The organism is Janthinobacterium sp. GW823-FHT06H09, from assembly GCF_058794735.1.
The window spans coordinates 365,745-384,181 of sequence record NZ_JBXAHC010000006.1 but is presented as its reverse complement, the minus strand read 5'-3'; the positions used below and the strand labels follow the sequence as shown (position 1 = coordinate 384,181).

The 18,437-nt window shown below is 64.6% G+C and carries 15 protein-coding genes; 2 read left to right on the top strand and 13 right to left on the bottom strand.

Translation table 11 applies throughout. The features are described 5' to 3' along the window. Nucleotides 1-20: 20 nt before the first annotated feature. The gene (locus AC1Q6X_RS12855; protein ID WP_492497401.1) at nt 21-785 is read right to left on the bottom strand and encodes a hypothetical protein; all 765 of its coding nucleotides are present in this window, start codon (nt 783-785) and stop codon (nt 21-23) included. A 39-nt stretch (nt 786-824) separates the two neighbouring features. Then, entirely contained in the window at nt 825-3,260 is a 2,436-nt protein-coding gene (locus AC1Q6X_RS12850; RefSeq protein ID WP_492497399.1) for a DNA internalization-related competence protein ComEC/Rec2, read from the bottom strand. A 140-nt stretch (nt 3,261-3,400) separates the two neighbouring features. Between AC1Q6X_RS12850 and AC1Q6X_RS12845 the strand changes: the two genes are divergently transcribed. Further along, the gene (locus AC1Q6X_RS12845) at nt 3,401-3,577 is read left to right on the top strand and encodes a hypothetical protein (RefSeq protein WP_436495636.1); all 177 of its coding nucleotides are present in this window, start codon (nt 3,401-3,403) and stop codon (nt 3,575-3,577) included. Nucleotides 3,578-3,659: 82 nt separating this feature from the next. Here AC1Q6X_RS12845 and AC1Q6X_RS12840 read toward each other — a convergent pair whose 3' ends face one another. After that, nucleotides 3,660-4,160 (bottom strand): hypothetical protein, encoded by a 501-nt coding sequence (locus AC1Q6X_RS12840; protein WP_492497397.1) that lies wholly within the window; start codon nt 4,158-4,160, stop codon nt 3,660-3,662. Nucleotides 4,161-4,609: 449 nt separating this feature from the next. Here AC1Q6X_RS12840 and AC1Q6X_RS12835 point away from each other — a divergent pair, with 449 nt between their 5' ends. Continuing rightward, a complete protein-coding gene (locus AC1Q6X_RS12835; protein WP_492497395.1) occupies nt 4,610-6,595 on the top strand; it encodes a helicase-related protein in 1,986 nt (661 codons plus the stop codon). A gap of 3 nt (nt 6,596-6,598) precedes the next feature. Here AC1Q6X_RS12835 and AC1Q6X_RS12830 read toward each other — a convergent pair whose 3' ends face one another. The 10 genes from AC1Q6X_RS12830 to AC1Q6X_RS12785 all read right to left on the bottom strand — a co-directional run bounded on the left by AC1Q6X_RS12830 (nt 6,599) and on the right by AC1Q6X_RS12785 (nt 18,386). Next, on the bottom strand, nt 6,599-7,072 hold the full coding sequence (locus tag AC1Q6X_RS12830) for a T6SS effector amidase Tae4 family protein (RefSeq protein ID WP_492497393.1): 474 nt from the start codon (nt 7,070-7,072) through the stop codon (nt 6,599-6,601). Nucleotides 7,073-7,319: 247 nt separating this feature from the next. After that, nucleotides 7,320-8,558, bottom strand: a complete 1,239-nt coding sequence (locus tag AC1Q6X_RS12825; RefSeq protein WP_492497391.1) for a PQQ-dependent sugar dehydrogenase — start codon at nt 8,556-8,558, stop codon at nt 7,320-7,322. A gap of 4 nt (nt 8,559-8,562) precedes the next feature. Beyond that, nucleotides 8,563-9,360 carry a TatD family hydrolase gene (locus AC1Q6X_RS12820; RefSeq protein WP_492497389.1) on the bottom strand — a complete coding sequence of 266 codons (798 nt, stop codon included), beginning with the start codon at nt 9,358-9,360 and terminating at the stop codon, nt 8,563-8,565. 9 nt (nt 9,361-9,369) lie between these two features. Further along, nucleotides 9,370-10,095: a lipoprotein-releasing ABC transporter ATP-binding protein LolD gene (gene lolD / locus AC1Q6X_RS12815; protein WP_070220003.1), complete on the bottom strand. Its 726-nt coding sequence runs from the start codon at nt 10,093-10,095 to the stop codon at nt 9,370-9,372. Between the two features lie 16 nt (nt 10,096-10,111). Next, nucleotides 10,112-11,377 (bottom strand): lipoprotein-releasing ABC transporter permease subunit, encoded by a 1,266-nt coding sequence (locus tag AC1Q6X_RS12810; protein WP_070291588.1) that lies wholly within the window; start codon nt 11,375-11,377, stop codon nt 10,112-10,114. A 102-nt stretch (nt 11,378-11,479) separates the two neighbouring features. Further along, a complete protein-coding gene (locus tag AC1Q6X_RS12805; RefSeq protein ID WP_326456032.1) occupies nt 11,480-12,757 on the bottom strand; it encodes a lipoprotein-releasing ABC transporter permease subunit in 1,278 nt (425 codons plus the stop codon). A gap of 105 nt (nt 12,758-12,862) precedes the next feature. Continuing rightward, a complete protein-coding gene (locus tag AC1Q6X_RS12800) occupies nt 12,863-14,155 on the bottom strand; it encodes a TolC family protein (protein ID WP_492497386.1) in 1,293 nt (430 codons plus the stop codon). After that, nucleotides 14,155-15,468 (bottom strand): HlyD family type I secretion periplasmic adaptor subunit, encoded by a 1,314-nt coding sequence (locus tag AC1Q6X_RS12795; protein ID WP_492497384.1) that lies wholly within the window; start codon nt 15,466-15,468, stop codon nt 14,155-14,157. Before AC1Q6X_RS12795 ends, AC1Q6X_RS12800 begins: the two co-directional genes overlap by 1 nt. Then, nucleotides 15,465-17,618: a type I secretion system permease/ATPase gene (locus tag AC1Q6X_RS12790; protein ID WP_492497383.1), complete on the bottom strand. Its 2,154-nt coding sequence runs from the start codon at nt 17,616-17,618 to the stop codon at nt 15,465-15,467. The genes AC1Q6X_RS12795 and AC1Q6X_RS12790 overlap by 4 nt, the downstream gene beginning before the upstream one ends. Before the next feature lie 96 nt (nt 17,619-17,714). After that, complete coding sequence (locus tag AC1Q6X_RS12785; RefSeq protein ID WP_492497382.1) at nt 17,715-18,386, bottom strand: thioester domain-containing protein; 672 nt, start codon at nt 18,384-18,386, stop codon at nt 17,715-17,717. Nucleotides 18,387-18,437: the final 51 nt, after the last annotated feature.

Genomic DNA, 18,437 nt, shown 5'->3' with positions numbered 1-18,437 from the left:
TGAAGCGAATATGAAAACAGCTAGTGTGCAACTGCACAGTCCGCCACCTTGCTGGCCTTGGCGGCATCGGCCACCTGTACGGCGCTGCGCTTGACATCTCCCCACAGGTAAAAGATGAGAAAAATTCCCACCAGTGGAAAAATAAAGTGCAGGACCTCGTACTTTTTTTGCGGTGCAGGACACTCTTCGCCAGCGCAGCTCTTCTTTCGCCATAGCCCCACCACGCCGTAGCGACATAAATAAATAACTGCGTTCATCGTCACTGCGAGTAGCCACACTATCGAAATAATAAGGAGGCTGAATAACCATTGTCCGATATTCGGCAGAAAACTCGTCGTCAGCACGTCCGAAAAGACGAGCGACAATAACATCCCGGTGCTAATTGACACTGTATGCGAGATGCCATGTATGACAGGCACCAGCACTTTCTGCCTGAAAAAATGCCCCCACTCGGCAGTCAACAACATGGTGCATGCCACCAGAAAAAGGACAAGATTGAACAAGGGTGCTGGAATATCCTGGTAATGCACAATGAATTTGCGCTGTAGCGATTTGGCCATGTCATTGACAGGCTGATCAATCGTAAATTGCAATCCAAACAAGATCAAGCCAGTAAACAAGCCGCTCGCGATACCAATACCCGTATGCTGTATCGCCTGCGCCAACGCTGGCGAAATCCCCTCCACATAACGTAACCCCTGATCCCACCGAATCGAACGCAAGCGCCGGTAAGCAGCGTCGGCCTTCGCCAGCAAGCGCTCGAAGGGATTGCATTCATCGCACATAATGGGTCTCCTGTCCGGCATCCGATGAGGCGCACTGCCTTATCGCCCATGCCAGTACCGTGGCCGGCTGGCCCGGTACAACGTCGCATCGATATCGTCGCCAAATTCCAGCACCACCGCCCCCGTCACATCCGTGCGCAGCCGCGCAATGCCCATGTCGCCATAGCGCGCATACACTTGCGGCTTCGGATGTTTGTAGCGGTTCCGGTGCCCGACCTGGAAAATCGCCAGGGCCGGATGGACGGCATTCAGGAAGGCCGGTGTCGACGAGGTGCCGCTGCCGTGGTGCGGCGCCAGCAGCACGTCGGCGGCCAGGTCGCCATCGGCCGAGCGCGCCAGCAACTGTGCTTCCTGCGCCGCCTCGATGTCGCCGGCCAGCAAGATGGCATGCTTGCCTGCCGTGATCTTCACGGTGCAGCTGCGGGCGTTCGGCGTCAAGCTGATGTCCGTGTGGCTGGCGGGCAAGGGGTGCAGCATGGCAAAGTGCACGCCTTCCCAGGTCCAGCTTTGACCGGCCACGCAATGCAGATACGGACGCCCGGCTTGCCGCCGCGCCTCGACGGCCGGATGGCCATCGAACAGCGACGAGGCAAGCCAACCCACTTGCACGTTCTCCAGCAGAGAGATAGCGCCGCCCGCGTGATCGAGGTCGCTGTGGGAAATGATCACGCCGTCCAGCGTAGCGATGCCGCGCGCCCGCAGATACGGCACGATGACACGGCTGGCGCCGTCGGAATCGAGGCTGTAGGCGGGCCCCGTGTCGTACAACAAGCGGTGTCCATGCGTTTCCACCAGCACGGCCATGCCTTGTCCCACATCAAAGGCCGTGATCCACATCTGGCCCGGTGGCGGGCTGGACGGCAAGGCCGTCAGCAGTGGCAGCCAGCCCAGCATGCCCGCCCAGCGATGCGGCCATCCGCGTGGCGCCAGCAGCCAGGCCGTGCCAAACAATGCCCAGCAAAAACTCCACCATGGCGGCGCGGGCGCCGTCCACACGGCAAAACGGCGCGCACCGAGCCAGTCCAGCACCTGCGCCAGTATCTGCACGATGGCATGCGCCAGCAGCAACAAGCCGTCGCACAAAGGCGCCGGCAGCAAACTGCCCGCCAGCGACAAGGGCGTGACGACCAGGCTGATGACGGGTATGGCCAGCGCATTCGCCACGGGGGACACGAGCGAGACTTGCGAAAACAGCAGCATCGTCAACGGCACCAGCCCCACCGTCACCACGTATTGCGTATGCGCACCGAGCGCCACGGCCGCGCGCAGGCGGCGCCAGCGGCTGGCGTTCTCCGGCAAAGGCGCCGTGGTGCGGCCTGCCGTCGCGTACAGCATGGTGGCAACGGCGCCGAACGACAGCCAGAAACCGGGCCACAGCACGGCCCAGGGATCGAGCAGCACGACCACGCCCAGCGCCAGGCACAGGATATGGACGATGCTGGTGATGCGCCCCAGCCACAGGGCCAGCGCCACCACCAGCAACATATATAAAGTGCGCTGCGCGGGCACGCCGAAGCCGGCCAGCAGCACATACACCAATGCCGCCAGCGCGCCAGCCAGCGCCGCCACCTTTTGCGCCGGCAGCAGCAAGGGCAGCTGCCGCTCCGTGAAAAACGAGCGCCGCCACAGCGCGCCCGCACCGAGGGCGAACAGTCCCGCGATCATCGTGATGTGCAGGCCGGAAATCGAGATCAAATGACTGACGCCCGTGCGGTTGAACACCTGCCAGTCCGACTGGGGAATGGCGCGCTGATCGCCCACCACCAGCGCCACGATCACGCCCGCATATTGCTTGCCATCTAAACTGTGCGCGATGCGCGCACGCAAGGCCGCGCGGCTGGCCTCTACCACGTTGCCGAAACCGGGCACGAAGGCCGCCAGGCGCACGTTCGGCGTGTCCGCGCGCGGCTGCGGCCGCACGTAACCGGTGGCGCGCACGCCCTGCTCCACCAGCCACGCTTCGTAGTCGAAGCCCACGGGATTCGCGTTGCCGTGCGGGCGCTGCAGGCGCACCGTCAGCCGCCAGCGCTCGCCCGGCTGCACGTCGCCCACCTCGTTCGTCACCTCATCGCGAAAGCCCGCGTACCAGGACAGGGCGATCAGGGGCGGCACCTTTGCATTGAGTCCCTTCTCCACGGCAAAATTGAAGCGCACGCCCTGCTCGAAGCGGTACGGCAAGCTGGCCACCGTGCCCGTCACGACGATGTCCTGCCCCTCGTCGGCCAGCGCCAGCTGCGGCGTCATGGCGGACTGGGCCAGCCAGGCGGCCCAATAAAAGCCCAGCCCCACGCCGGCCGAGAGCGCAATAGCGGAACGCCAACCGGAACGCCAGCGCGCGTGTCGGCATAACAGCCACGCCATCAGCAGCGCCGCGCCAGCGATCACCGACAGCAGCGCGCCCGCGTGCGGCGGCAAGCTTGCCTGCGTCTGCAACCAGGCGGCACCAGCGGCAAAGCCGAGTATCAGGATGCGCATGGGAAGGCAGAATCAAGGCAAAATCGGCTCGCTGCGAAAGGGGCTCAGTTACTGTGATCGCTTTCCACGCCTTGCCGTCTGATCTGGCGCAAAGGTGCACCGGATAAGAACGCTCATGCACTGCATCCACCAGCTACGCCTTGTCCTATGCCGTACTGACCGACCTCGTGTCGGTCAGCAATAACCCCTTGGCGGTGCTCGACCTGGCCTGCGGCGAAGGTCATGCGTTCATGGACGCTGCAGCGCCGCTGCAAGCCGGCGACGGATTGATCGCCACCGGCTGGGGACTACGCGCCGTGCGCGCACGGGCAGCCTGAACTGCCATGGGCGGCATGGCTTGCTGGCGTCAGCGGCAACAGGCTACGATAGTGGCTGCCGCAGCGCGCAGTATTCCTCCCGTCAATTGCAGGATTGCAGGCAGGCGGACCGCTCGGCGCCGCACTCGGCTTGAGCGGTACCGGCGGCGATGCAAGCCCGCCATTCGGCAGCGCAGGCGCTATAGCAGCTGGCAAAGGCTGGCGTCGCAGTCACCGCCAAACCGAGACCTGACGCAAAAAGAAATGCAGCGAGCTTTTTATTCATGGAGTTCTCCCAAAGTCGGATGGCTGATGAATCCCCGCGCGCGCCATCCTCTGGCGCAGGGCCACATACACAGGTATGTCGGGTGTCATCGCGCGCTGGCCGTACGTCAGCGCGAAATGGAAAATCCTGCGGCCTCCAACGTATCCTGGAGCACCGCCAAATCAAAGCCGTGCATATCAACGGCACGCCCCAGCCGATAGCCAGAGAGGCATCCAGAATAATGCCGTAGTCGCCGTCAATTTCAGATATTTTGAAAAGATACCAAAATTCCCTTGCAAAATCTGAATCCATGATCAGCTCGCCATTATTAATTGTCAAGACAATTCAATTCATTTCACGCCATCGGCCAATTCCTTGCGCAATGAAAAATACAGACACGATACGAATATCATCACCATGGCTATCGATAAAAACATACTCTTTGTTACCATCGGCGCCACGGCAATTGAAATTTTAATGTTAAATTCAAAAAATTAACAAAGTTAATAAAAATACATTCATGGAAATTCCAGCCAAATAAAAATGCAGCAGGGAAAAACCGATAAGCGCAAAGCACCGGATATCGGATTCCCATTCCACGTTCAAGCAAGATGATTGGCAAGCAGGCGGCAGCGCCGCCCTCCATGGTTGCCAGTTGCGTATCCGCCTCAAGGAATCATCGCTTTACAGATCAGCGCTCGTGCGGCAGCCGCACCGTGCGCCGGGGGAAAATCTTTACCCTGCGCACGGTATAATCGGCCTCGCTTACTTCAACACCCAGGCACGACATGACTTCCTCCGCACTTCCTCCCGATACTTCCACCGACCTTTCCGACAGCAGCGAAGACAATAACGACGCCACCCTGGTCGCGGAACTGGGGGAACTGGCCGAGCATATCCGCCTGGTGAAAATGGAAGGCCGCGTCTTCGTGCGCTTTTCCGGCATCGTCAAGGCAGGCCACCTGGTGGTGCCGTATGCACTCGTGCCTGCACAGGGCGTGCTGGCGCGGCCGGCCAAGTGGCGCAAGATGGACCGCGAGACCAAGCTGGCCCTGGTGCGCGAACGGGCCAGCGCGGCCGTCTTCGAGGAACTGCGCCAGCATGTGATGGATTTCGTCGCCGATATCGCGGGCCTGAGCGAGGATGTAGACACGGACCCGATGGTCTTCCTGCACACGCTGGCCGACATGCAGACGTCGGAGCCGGCCGGCATGGTGTTCGACCGCATCCGCCAGCGCTTCAATCACGCCATCGAGCGCCAGCAGGAGGAACAGCACGCGGCACGCACGCGCCAGAGCATCAACCTGGCCGAGTATCCGGCCTCGTTCGAGATGGCGCGACGCCTGCCGCGCCGCTTCATCGCCCTGCTCGGACCGACCAATTCCGGCAAGACGCACCGCGCCATGGAAGCGCTGCTCAAGGCAAAGAGCGGCATCTACCTGGCGCCATTGCGCCTGCTGGCCCTGGAAAATTACGAGCGCCTGCAGGAAGCCGCGCCGCACGGCAAACCGCTGGCCGTGAGCCTGATCACGGGCGAGGAGCGCAGGGTCGTCGACGGCGCCACGCACGTGGCCAGCACGGTGGAAATGCTGGATACGAAAACCGTCGTCGAAGTGGCCGTCATCGATGAGATCCAGATGCTGGCCGACCCGGACCGGGGCGCCGCGTGGACGGCGGCCGTCTGCGGCGCACCGGCCCACACCGTCTACCTGGTGGGGGCGCCGGAAGCGCGGCGCGCCATTGAGGCGCTGGCCGAACGCCTGGACTGCCCGCTGGAAGTGCACGTCCTGAAACGCATGGCGCCCCTGTCGATGGAGCCGACGGCCGTGCGCAAGGTACGCAACCTGCGCCGCGGCGACGCCGTCATCGCCTTTTCGCGCCGCGAAGTGCTGATGTGGCGCGACATGATCACGGAAACGGGATTATCGGTGGCCACCGTCTACGGCAACCTGTCGCCCGAAGTGCGGCGCGCGCAGGCGCAGCGCTTCCGCGACGGCACGGCCGACATCGTCGTCGGCACGGATGCGCTGGCGATGGGCCTGAACATGCCGATCGCGCGCATCGTCATGACCACCTGCGTCAAATACAATGGCCGCGAGGAGGAAGAGATTTCGGCCGCGCTGGCGCGCCAGATCGCCGGACGCGCGGGCCGCTATGGCGTGCATGAAGAGGGACTCGTGGCCGGCTACGACAACGAGACGCATGAAGTGATGCGCGCGCTGCTGAAGGAAAAGCTGCACCCGCTGAACACCAGCGGCTTTGCCGTGGCGCCCTCGCTCGAACACCTGCACCGGATTTCGTCGGTGACGGGAGAGCTGTCGCTCAGTAAACTGCTGCGCCGCTTCATCCACAATATCGACGTGCCGGACGGATTCTTCTTCCCGCGCATCACGGAAGACCAGAAGGAGCGCGCCGTCTGGCTCGACACCCTGCCCCTCTCCGTGGCCGACAAATTTACTTTGTCGCTCGTGCCGATATCGAGCAAGGTGCCGTCCCTGCAGACGGCGTGGGAGCACTGGGCGAAGAATCTGTCGCAGGGAAAAACGAGCACCTTGCGCCAGCACGCGTACGGCGGCAGCACGCAGAATCTGCAGCAGGTGGAAGACACTTGCCGCTACTATTCCGCGTATGCCTGGCTCAGCTACCGCCTGCCTGAATTCTTCCCCGATATCGCGGTGGCGCAAAACCTGTCGCGCGATGCGTCCGAGCGCGTCGATTCCATCCTGCGTGCGCACAATGCGGCCTCGCGCGGACGGTCGAAGAAGTTCAAATAAGCGTCACCTGACGGGCCAGAACCAGACCTCGCCGCAATCCCAGTAGCATTCGCTGCCGCAGACCTTCACGCCGATGGAGGGCAGCAGGATGTCGATATGCCCGCCCGCGCCGCCCAGGTAGCCGGGAATGCGAAAGAAGGCGACGATGCCCTGGCGCTGGCCGATGCCTTCCATGGCATCATCCCCGGTAAATTTTTCGGGCGCGCCAAACATCGAGGGGCTGGCCAGCATGTGCGACAGCTTGGCCTGCCCCGGTTCGATCAGCGCGCCCTTGAATGCCCCCTTGCGTATCGCCATGCGACCCTTGACCTGGACCCCGGCCTTGATCAGGGCCAGGCTGACGCGGATGGCGCAGGTGTTGGCAAAGCTGTCCTTGCCGATCAAGTCTTCCCAGCCGATTTCGCGGAACAGGGCCGCCTGGTCGACGGCCGCCACGCTGGAGTAATTTTCACGCAGCTTGATGAATGCAGGTTTCACGTCAGCCTCCCGTCATCCCTGGTCGACAGGGACATCAGGCCGATTGTAGGAGGATGCGGCAGCTCCGCACTGAGCGAGATCAAGCGTAAACCGACCGCACCCGTAATGCCAACAATGACGTCGGATTACGCGCGGCATAGCCACGCCAATCCGACCTACAGGCTACATCCTCAGTAGGTCGGCTTAGGCCAAAGGCCGTAAGCCGACACCCGCCGTAACGCCAGCGAGGACGTCGGATGAAGGCCGCTTACGGTTTGCCCGCCTCGTAGTGCAGCTTGAGCACCAGCCCATTATGGTCATCGGCCATATAGATGTCGCCATCCTGGCCCTGCTTGACGTCGACGGGCGCGCCCCTGCCCTGCTTGCCCTTGCGCTCCCAGTTGCTGATCAATTCAACGGACTTGCCCAGCGGCGCGCCGGCCTTGTCGGGCAGCAGGGCCACCAGGCGGTGGCCGTTGCTGCGGTAGCCGTGGTAGCCGATGATCAGGCTGTTCTTGTACAGCGCCGGGAAGCGGCTGGCCGTATAAAAGGTCATGCCCAGCGGTGCGGCATGGCCGGGCAGCAGGCGCTCGGGCGCCGCAAATTGGGCGTCGCAAGCCGTCTTCGGATATTCGGGACTGGCGACATTGTCGTCGTAGCAGTACGGCCAGCCGTAGTGCCGGTCGGACTTGATCAGATTCAGTTCCTCATGCGGCAGATTCTCGTCGCTTTTGAGTTGCGGCATGGCGGCCTGGATGGCGTCGCGCGCGTTTTCCGCCTGCCACAGTTCGCCCGTCGCCGGATGGAAGGCCAGCGCCATCGAATTGCGCAAGCCGCGCGCATGCGTGCGCCAGCTCGTCACCGTGCCCGCCGGCCATGCCATCGTGTATTCGCGGATGGCGCCCAGCGCCTCAAGGCCTTCCGCCGAAGGACAGGCCTTGGCCGGATCGGGCGCCTTGCCATCGTTCTCGCAATGGTCGGTGCTCGAACCCACGTTCACGTACAGGTCGCCCTTGGGACTGAAACGCATGTTCGTCAACAGGTGCAAACCGAGGCCCGGCAGGCGCGGCGTCTTGGCCGTGCCGCCGATCACGTCGGTGGTGGCGCGGGCCGGGTCGCGCAGGTCAAAACGGAAGATGCGCCCCACCTCGCCCACGTAGACCAGGCCGTCCGGTCCCTGCACGATGCCGTTCGGGCGATCGAGCTTGTCGAGCAGCAGCTTGCGCTCGTAGCCCGGGCCGGCCGCCTTGCGCTGCAACAGCCACAATTTGCCCTGCTTCGGCGCCCATCCCGCCATGTCCGTGACGAGGATGTCGCCATTCGTCAGCGGCAGCACGCCACGGGGAAATTTCAGGCCGTCGGCCAGCACGGCCACGCAAAAGCCGGCCGGCGTGGTGACGTCGAGGCGCGGCATGCCGTCGCACTGGGCGCCGGGTGCCGCCAGGGCGGGCGCCAAGGCGCCGGAAAGGCAGGCCGCCAGGGCGCCCGCAAGCATTTTCTTGTTCATGGTTTCACTCCATCAAGGGTAATCGAGACAGCACGGCGCGCGCGTTGGCGCTGGTTTGCACCGCCACGTCGGCAAGTTCCAGGCCGCGCAATTCGGCCAGCACGGCGCCGATGCGGGGCAATTCTTCGGGGCTGTTGCGGCCCGGGTGGATCCAGCTGGGCGAAATATCGGGCGCGTCCGTCTCCAGCACGATGGCGTCCAAAGGCAGGTCGCTCGCCATGCGGCGGATCTGCAAGGCCCGCGTAAACGTCATGGCGCCGCCGAACCCGAGCTTGAAACCGAGGTCGATATAGCCCTGCGCCTGCTGGAAGCTGCCGTTGAAGGCATGCGCGATGCCGCCGTTCGGGCGGATCTGGCGCGCGTGCTTGAGGACGATGTCCTGCGAACGGCGCACGTGGGCCAGCACGGGCAAATCGAAGTCGCGGGCGATTTTCAGCTGCTCGCGCAAAAAATGCTCCTGCTTGGCGCGCATGGCCGGTTCGCACAGCATGGGAATGAAGAAATCGAGGCCGATCTCGCCGATGGCGACAAAACGCGGATCATGCATGGCCAGCGCCACGGCTTCGCGCAGTGCGATCAGATCGTCTTCCGTGGCCTGCGGCACGTAGATCGGGTGGATACCGAGCGCATAGCAGGCGTTGGGCGCCGCCGCCGCCAGGTCGCGCACGATGGCGAAATTGGCCCGTTCGACGGCGGGAACGACGATCATCGCCACGCCCTGCGCGGCCGCGCGCGCCGCCACCTGCAGCGATTCGCTGCCGAATTCATGCGCGTCGAGGTGGCAGTGCGTGTCGATCCACATGGCGGCTCCTTAGTATTGGTACGGCTGCAGCCCTTCGTCCGTCAGGCGCAGTACGCGGTCGCAGCGCCTGGCCAGCTCGATATCGTGCGTGACGATGACGAAGGCCGTGCCCAGGGTGCGCGACAGTTCCAGCATCAGGTCGAAAATCTGTTCGGCCGTGGCGTGATCGAGGTTGCCCGTCGGTTCATCGGCCAGCACGCAGGCCGGCTGCGTGACGAGGGCGCGGGCCAGGGCCACGCGCTGGCGCTCGCCGCCCGACAATTCGCCCGGCGTGTGCGTGACGCGCTTGGCCAGGTTGACGCGCGTGAGAATCTGCTGCGCCAGCTCGGTGGCGGGCGCGCGCTTCATGCGCCGTATCATCAGCGGCATGGCGACGTTGTCCAGCGCCGAGAACTCGGGCAGCAGGTGGTGGAACTGGTAGACGAAGCCCAGCGAGGCGTTGCGCAAGTCGCCGCGCGCCTTTTCGCTGAGAGTGGCGAAATCCTTGCCCAGCAGGGTCACCTTGCCGCTGGTGGGTGTATCGAGCCCGCCCAGCAGGTGCAGCAGGGTCGATTTGCCCGAGCCGGAGGCGCCGACGATGGCGACGCGCTCGCCGCGGTGGACGTCGATATCGATGCCGGCAAGCACCTGCACCTTGTAGCTGCCCTGCGTAAAAGTCTTGCCCAGGCCACGGCAGCTAAGGACGGCGGAATCGGCGGAAGTGCCGTTGGAGGCAGGTTTGTTCAGATCGGTCATGGTCGTATTCAGTGGTTTATTCATAGCGCAGGGCTTCCGCAGGTTTGACGCGGGCAGCCCACCAGCTTGGGTACAGGGTCGCCAAAAAGGCGAGAATCACGGCCAGCACGCCGATCTTGGTGACGTCGGGCCAGCGCAGGTCGGACGGCACGGTGCTGATGAAGTAAATGTCCTTGGAGAGAAACTGTACGCCCAGCAAATGCTCGATGAAGGGCACGATGACGTCGATGTTCATGGCCACCAGCACCCCGCCGGCCACGCCCAGGATCGTGCCCAGGATGCCCACCAGCGCGCCCTGGATCATAAAGATCTTCATGATGGAACGGGGCGAGGCACCCAGGGTGCGCAAAATCGCGATATCGGCCTGCTTGTCCGTCACCGTCATCACCAGGGTCGAGACGAGGTTGAAGGCGGCCACGGCGATGATCAGGGTCAGGATAATGAACATCATGCGCTTTTCCGTCTGCACGGCGGCGAACCAGTTGGCGTTCAGCTTGGACCAGTCGCGCAGCCACAGGTCGCCCGGCATGGATTTTTTCAATTCGGCGGCCACTTGCGGCGCCTGGTTCATGTCGGCCAGGCGCAGACGCAGGCCGGACGGGCCGTCGAGGCGCAGCAAACGCTGGCCGTCTTCGATATTGATGAAGGCCAGGCCGGCGTCGAATTCATTGTGGCCCGCCTGGAAGATGCCGCTGACGGTAAAGCTGCGCATGCGCGGCAGCACGCCGGCCGGCGTGACCTGGCCCTGCGCCAGCATCAAGGTGACTTTTTCGCCGAGGTTGACGCGCAAGGCGCGCGCCAGCTCGATGCCCAGCACGATATTGAAGGTGCCCGGCTGCAGCGCCTTGAAGCTGCCCATGCGCGTCTGGCCGGCCACGTCGGACACGTTCGGCTCTTCCTCGGGCAGCACGCCGCGCACGATGGCGGGGCGCAGCGCATCGTCGCGCAGCAGCATGCCCTGCGTTTCCACGAATGGCGCGGCGCCCTTCACGGCCGGATTCTTGAAGGCTTGCGCCGCTTCCGCGCGCCAGTCGGGCATGCTGCCGCTGTTGTCGAACACTTCCACGTGGGCCAGCACGGACAGCATGCGGTCCGTCACTTCCTTCTGGAAGCCGTTCATCACGGAAAGCACGACGATCAGCGCCGCCACGCCCAGGCCGATGCCGGCCATGGAAATGAGCGAGATGAAGGAAATAAAACTGTTGCGGCCACTGCGCTTGCCGGCCCGTGTGTAGCGCAGGCCGACCAGCCATTCGAAGGGAAGATTTTTTAACATGCTCATTAATTCGTTAATTCTTATGTATGCAACATATCATCGCGTTAGCCCGTGCAACGAAGGGCTGGGGTCAGACCCGGCGGGTCTGACCCCGGTTTTACAAGCCGCTTATTCGTAGCGCAGGGCCTCGGCCGGCTTGACACGCGCGGCGCGCCAGCTCGGGTAGATGGTGGCCACCAGCGCCAGGCCAAAGGCGATCAGGCCGATCTGCGCCACGTCCAGCCAATGCACGTCCGACGGCACGGCGCTGATCTGGTAGATTTCCTTGGAAATGAAGTGCAGGCCGAAGATGCCTTCGATGAAGGGCACGATGACGCCCACGTTCAGCGCCAGCACGACGCCGCCGATGACGCCCAAAGCACTCCCCAGCAAGCCCACCAGCGCGCCCTGGATCATGAAGATCTTCATGATGGAGAACGGCGAGGCGCCCAGGGTGCGCAGGATGGCGATGTCGGCCTGCTTGTCGGTGACCGACATCACCAGGGTCGAGACGAGGTTGAACGCGGCCACGGCGATGATCATGCTCAGGATGATGAACATCATGTTCTTCTGGCTTTGTACCAGCGCATACCAGCTGGCACTGGCGCGCGACCAGTCGCGCATCCACAGCTGGCCCGGCATCGAGGCTTTCAGTTCGCGCGCCACCTGGGGCGCCTTGTTCATGTCGTGCAGGCGCAGACGCAGGCCGGACGGGCCGTCGAGCTGCAGCAGCTGCTCAGCGTCCTGCATGTTCACAAACGCCAGGCTGCCGTCAAGTTCATTGTGACCCGCCTCGAAGATGCCGGCCACCTTGAGCGCGCGCATGCGCGGCATGACGATGCCGTTGGCCGGATCGCCCGCCCTGGGCTCGCGCTCGAGCATCAGGGTGACGTTCTGCCCCACTTGCACGCCCAGCGCCTTGGCCAGGTCGATGCCCAGCACGATGTTGTACGAGCCTGGCGTGAGATCCTTGAAACTGCCCTGTTTCATCTGGGCGGCCACGCTCGAGACGGTGGCTTCCTGCTGCGGCAGTACGCCGCGCACGACGGACGGACGCATGGTTTCGTCATTGAGCAGCATGCCCTGGGTTTCCACGAACGGCGACACGGCTTTCACTTGCGGATTGGCGTAGGCGGCGCGCTCCTGCGCCTGCCAGTTGGGCATGGAGCCGCTCGTGTCGAACACCTCGACGTGGGCCAGCACCGACATCAGCCGGTCGGTGACTTCCTTCTGGAAGCCGTTCATGACGGAGAGGACGACGATCAGGGCGGCCACGCCCAGGCCGATGCCGGCCACGGAAATGAGAGAGATGAAGGAAATGAAGCTGTTGCGGCCACTGCGTTTCCCGGCGCGCGTATAGCGCACGCCGACCTGCCACTCAAAAGGAAATTGTTTGATGATGCTCATGCGCTCCCGCGACAACGATGATATGCGAGCGCGCAGTGTGCCACACAATGGGCATTTCATGCATGATCTCTGCGTCATCTCTGTGTGAAACCGCGCACGCCGGCGCTATTTTACCTCCTGCGCCAGGCCGAAAACCCGCAGCAGCTGCCCCGCCAGCGCATATTGCCGCATCTGCGCCAGGGTCAGACGGTGCAGCTGGTCGATGCGCCGCTGCTGTATCGTGAAATAGCTGTCGCGCGTCTGGATGACCTGCTGCAGGTTGCGCCGGCCCGCCTCGTACTGGATGGTCCCGCCGCGCACGACGAAGGCCATCTTCTTTTCCTGCTCGTCGAGCAGGGCCAGCGTGCGCTGCGCATTGGCGATGCGCGGCAGCATGCTGGCCAGGTCGGCGCGCGTGCCCTGCTCGGCGCGCGCCACGTCCGCCTCGGCCGCCTGGGCGCGGCTGATGCTTTCGTCGCGCTGCGCCAGGCTGCCCCCGCCGAGCGGGATTTCCCAGGAGACCCCCACCGACCAGCCCCGCTGCTGGATGGTCGACGGCGGCGGCGTGGTCTTGTTATTGAGCAGATGGCTGACATTCAGATCGATTTTGGGGGCCAGGGTGACCGCCACGCCGCGCACGCGCAACTGGGCCGCGGAGGCCCGCTCGCGCGCGGCGCGCAACTGCGCCTGCTGCGTATCGGCATTCTCCAGCGCCTGCGCCGGCAGCGGCGCAAAGGCGAAATCGGCAAACTGCGCCACCGGCTCGAAGGCCAGCGCCTCGAGCCTGATGCGCGCCGCCTGCTGGTCCGTCAGCAAGCCGTCGTGCACCAGTTCCGCGTCCAGCTGCGAACTTTGCGCCAGTTCGCGGTCCACTTCCGACGATTTGCCCAGTTCCGCCTGGCGCGTCACCTGCCGCACCAGTTGCGTCACGTCGCGCAGGCGTTCCTGCGACTGCTGCAGGCTGCGTTCCAGGCGCTGCATGTCGAAATATGCTTCGGCCAGCTTTTCCGCGCTTTCCGCGCGCGCCCGCTCCACGTCGAAGGCGGCGCCCGCCATCTCGCGCTCGGCCGCATCAAGTTCGGCGCGGTCGGCGCCGCCGTTGTACACGTTCCAGCGCACGCTCGCTTCCACCTGGTGCGTGCGGCGCTCGACCTCCAGGGTGCCATCGAGGTCATTGCTGCGCCCCCGCGTCGCCTGCAGCGCCGCAGTGGGAAACAGGCGAGAACGGGCCTGCTTGTAGCGCGCTTCGGTGGTGGCCAGCGCCGCCTGCGCCGCAATCACCTGCGGATCGCGCGGCACGGCGCGCGCCAGCAAGGCAGGCAAGCCGCGCGCGGCCTGCGCCTGGAAAGTGGCCGGCGGCGCGGACTGGGCCACCGCGTTTGCGCAGGCCAATGCCATGTAAATCAAGAAGGCACGCATCACCGCTCCTGCAGGGAAGACTGCAAGCCGCGCAGCACGGGCTTGAACACATATTGCAGCACCGAGCGGCGCCCCGTCAGGATGCCCACGTCGACGGGCATGCCTGGCGTCACCGGCAATACCTTGCCGTGCGCCGTCAGCTGGCTGCGGTCGGTGCTCAGCTGCACCTCGAAATACGGTTCGTTGCGCTCGTCGGGAATCGCGTCCGCCCCCACGCGCACCACTTGCGCCTGCATGCGGCCATAGGTGGTGGCGTCGTACGCCAGCACATTGGCCGACGCGCTCTGTCCCACATGGATAAAACCGATGTCCGACGGTTTCACGCGCACGGAGATCAGCATTTCCGAATCGGCCGGCACGATTTCCAGGATAGGTTTACCCGGCTGCGCCACGCCGCCGACGGTTGCCACCAGCACGCGGTTGACGACGCCGTCGACGGGCGCCGTCACGTCGCGCCGGCTCACCTGGTCCTGCTGGCCTTTCACGGTGCTGGCCAGGGCGCCGGCCTTGGTCTCATACTCGCTGCGCTGCGCGCCCCACTGGCCGCGCATGCGCGCTTCCACTTCGCCCGCCTGCGCCTGTGCCTCGGCCAGGGTGGCCGTCAGGCGCGGCACGGAGGTGCGCAGGCTGTCGAGTTCCGTGCGCTGCTGCTGCACGCGCTGCTGCGCATTCAGGTAGTCGCCGCGCGAACCGGCACCCTCTTTGAAGAGCCTCTCCTCGATGGACAGGCTTTCCAGGGCGATTTTCAAGCCCGTGTCGAGCTGGGCGATGCGGCTGTGCGCCTCGGCCAGCTCGCCACGGCGGCGCGTCACGCCCTCGCGCGCGGCCGCCGTGGCCGACGCGAATTCGCGCTGGCCGTCGCGCCACAACTGCGTTTCCTTGGCGATCAGCTCGGGCGCCTCTTTCTGCCATTCCGGCGCAAACTGGGGTGTGCCGCCGGACAGCAGCGCATCGAGGCGCGCCCTGCCCGCCAGCGCGGCCAGGCGGTTTTGCACGCTGGCGCCCAGGTTGGCCTCGTACTGGGCCGTGTCCAGGCGCAGCAGCAAGTCGCCGCGGCGCACGCGCTGGCCCGGTTTCACCAGCATTTCACGCACGATGCCCCCTTCCAGGCTTTGCACTTCCTGCAGGTGCGATGGCGGCGTGATGGCGCCCCGGCCATTCACGGACACGTCGAGCTGGGCGAACATGGCCCAGGCCAGCGCCAGCACCAGCAGCACGGACGTCAAGGCCAGCATGCGGATGACGATGCGCTGCGGTTCGCGTTCCGGGTCCGGGTGGGCCGCCGGCAGAGGGCGCGCGTTCAGGGCGCTCATGCCGCCACTCCCTGCTCCGCCACGGGCCTGGCAGCCTGGCTGTTCAAGACGCGCATGACGTCGTCGCGCGGGCCGTCGGCCACGATGCGCCCCTTGTCGAAGACGATCAGGCGGTCCACCAGCGCCAGCATGGCCATGCGGTGCGTCACCAGCACGATGGTCGTCTCCTTTAAGGTACGCAGCCGGCCAATCAGCCGCTGCTCGGTGGCCGGGTCGAACATGCTGCTCGGCTCATCGAGCAGCAGCATCGGCGGTTTCGCCAGCAAGGCGCGGGCCATGGCCACGGCTTGCCGCTGGCCGCCGGACAGGCGTTCACCCCGCTCGCCCACTTCCGTCGCCACGCCGTTGGGCAGCTGGGTGATGATGTCGTCGAGGCAGGCCAGGCGGATGGCGTCGAGCAGGCTGGCGTCGTCAGCCTGGCTGCGTCCCAGTTCGATGTTTTCGCGCAGGGTGCCGTGGAACAGGGTCACGTCCTGCGGCACGTAGCCTATCTGGCGGCGCAGGCTCAAAGGGTCCAGCTGGGTGCTGGCCAGGTCGTCGAACAGCACGCTGCCGCTTTGCGGGCCGTACTGGTTCAGCAGCAAGCGCAGCAAGGTGCTCTTGCCGGAACCGAGCTTGCCGATCACGCCGACCCGTTCGCCGGGGCGGATGTGCAGGTTCAGCTTATCGAGCAGCGGCGGCGAATTCGGGTAGGCAAAGCCCACGTCGCGAAATTCGATGCGCCCGGACAGGGGCGGCGCCTGCAGGCTGGCCGCGTCGTCGTCGGTGGGCGCTTCCATGATTTTATTGAGTGCGTGATACGACAGCTTGGTCTGTTCCCAGCGTATGATCAGGCCCGCGATCTGGCTCACGGGCGCCAGGGCGCGGCCCGTCAGCATGCTCACGGCGATGATCTGGCCCAGGGTCAGCAGATGCTCGCCCATCAGCAAGGCGCCCGTGGCCACCACGGCCACGCCGGACAGGGCCAGCACGGCCGTGTTGATGTAGTTGACCCGGCTGACGATTTCGCGCGTCTCGACGCTGTTGGCGGCGATGGCCACCGTCAGGCTTTCCCATTTGCGCCGGCTCCACGCTTCGGCGCCCAGCGCCTTGATGGTGTCGAGGCCATTCATGGTTTCAAACAGGTGCGCCGTGCGCTGCGCGCTTTCCTGCATCGAGGCGGCCACGTGGCGCGCCAGGGCCGCGCGCGAGGCGAAGGCCACCAGCAGCAGGATCGGGATGACTGCCAGGGGCACGAGCACGAGCCAGCCGCCGACCAGGGCGATCACCAGCAGGAACAGCAGCAGGAACGGCAAGTCGCCCAGGGTGGTCAGGGTCGTGGAGGCGAAGAATTCGCGCACGGATTCGAAATCGCGCACGGTATTGGCCAGGGTGCCCCCGGAAGCGGGCCGGCTGGCCGCGCGCAGGCGCAAGCACTGGGCGAAAATGTTCGACGACAGCGCCACGTCCATGCGGCGCGACGCCGTTTCCACCAGTTCGCCGCGCAGCAGGCGCAGGGCCAGCTCGAAGCCCGTCAGCACCACGACGGCGATCGTCAGCACCCACAGGCTGGACGTGGCATTGTTCGGGATCACGCGGTCATATACGGCCATCGCATAGAACGGCACCAGCGCGCCGATGACATTGAGCACCAGGGTGCCCAGCAAGGCCCAGCGGAAGACCCAGCGGTTACGGTTGAAGACATCCCAGAACCAGCGTCCCGCCACCGGCATGCTGTAAAGCAAGCTGCGCTGGTCGAAGAACATGACGGGACGCACGGCCACCCAGCGCCCATCGGGCACTTCCCGCGCCAGCGCGGCGGCGTCAAACCAGGCACTGCCTTCGATGCCGGGCACGTGGCATTCATATTTGCCATCGGCAATGGCCAGTATCACCAGCGCCTGCCCTTCCCCGTTGAGCAGCAAGGCCGGCATTTCCGTGGGACGGCGTGGCTTATCTACCGGCAACACGGTGCCGGCCAGGCTGGCCTGCGCCAGCGCCTGTTCGAGAAAGTCAGCCGTGGCCGGTGCAGCCTGGGCCGCCACGCTGGCGCGCAGGCGCTCGGCCTGCACGGCAACGCCGAAAAAGCGCGCCAGGAAGACGATGGCGTCGGCGATGGCATCGGTGGAGATGCCGGCGGAAGCGGTGGAAGTGTCGGGAGGTGGGGTCATGATGGATTCACAATAAAACGCTGCGGCGCGCCGGTCGGGCGCGCCGCAGCGGGAACGCTATCGCTTGCGCGATGAGTGATGACTAATGAGTAATAATTAAGTCAGCGCGGAAGCGCCCTTGCGGCGGCGCGCCATGAAGCCCAGCAAGCCCAGGCCCGCGACCAGCATGGCCCACGTCTGCGCTTCCGGCACTGGCGACACGGCCAGCAGGGTTTGCGAAGCGGGGTTGACGCTCGTCAAGCTCGTGTAGTTGTACAGGTTCTGGATGGCGCCATTGCCCGTGGCCACGCCCAACATGGTGTTGGCCTGGCTGACGACGGCGTTGCTCAGGTTTTTGAAGCGCAGGTCGCCCGTCAGCAGGTTCGTGTTGTCGTTATTCAATTCCCACAGGGCCAGCTGGAAGGCGGCGGCGCTGTTGGCGCTGGTCGCTACAGTCGCGATGGACGAAGCGTAATACCCTTCATACAGGCGCTTGACGGCATCGCTGGCGGCGAAAGCGCCGCTGCTGTAGCTGTTCGACGTGTTGCTCAGTGCGACATGGGGATCGAGGCAGAACGCCAGGAAGGTGTTGCTTTCGTATTTGACTTCCCACAAGGTCGGCGAGATGGCGCTGCCCGAGCCGAAGGCGCCGCCAGCAGCCGTAAACAGGCTGACGCTGTGCGAATCGACGACTTGCAGGTTGGAAGCGGCCAGGGCGCTGCCGCTGGCGAGGGCGAAAGCGGCTGCGGCGATGCCGCCGCGAACGATCAGGTGCATGGATTGTTTCATTGTGGTTTCCCTATTTCGATTATCAAGTGTGAAAAAAGCGTGGAAAGCGCC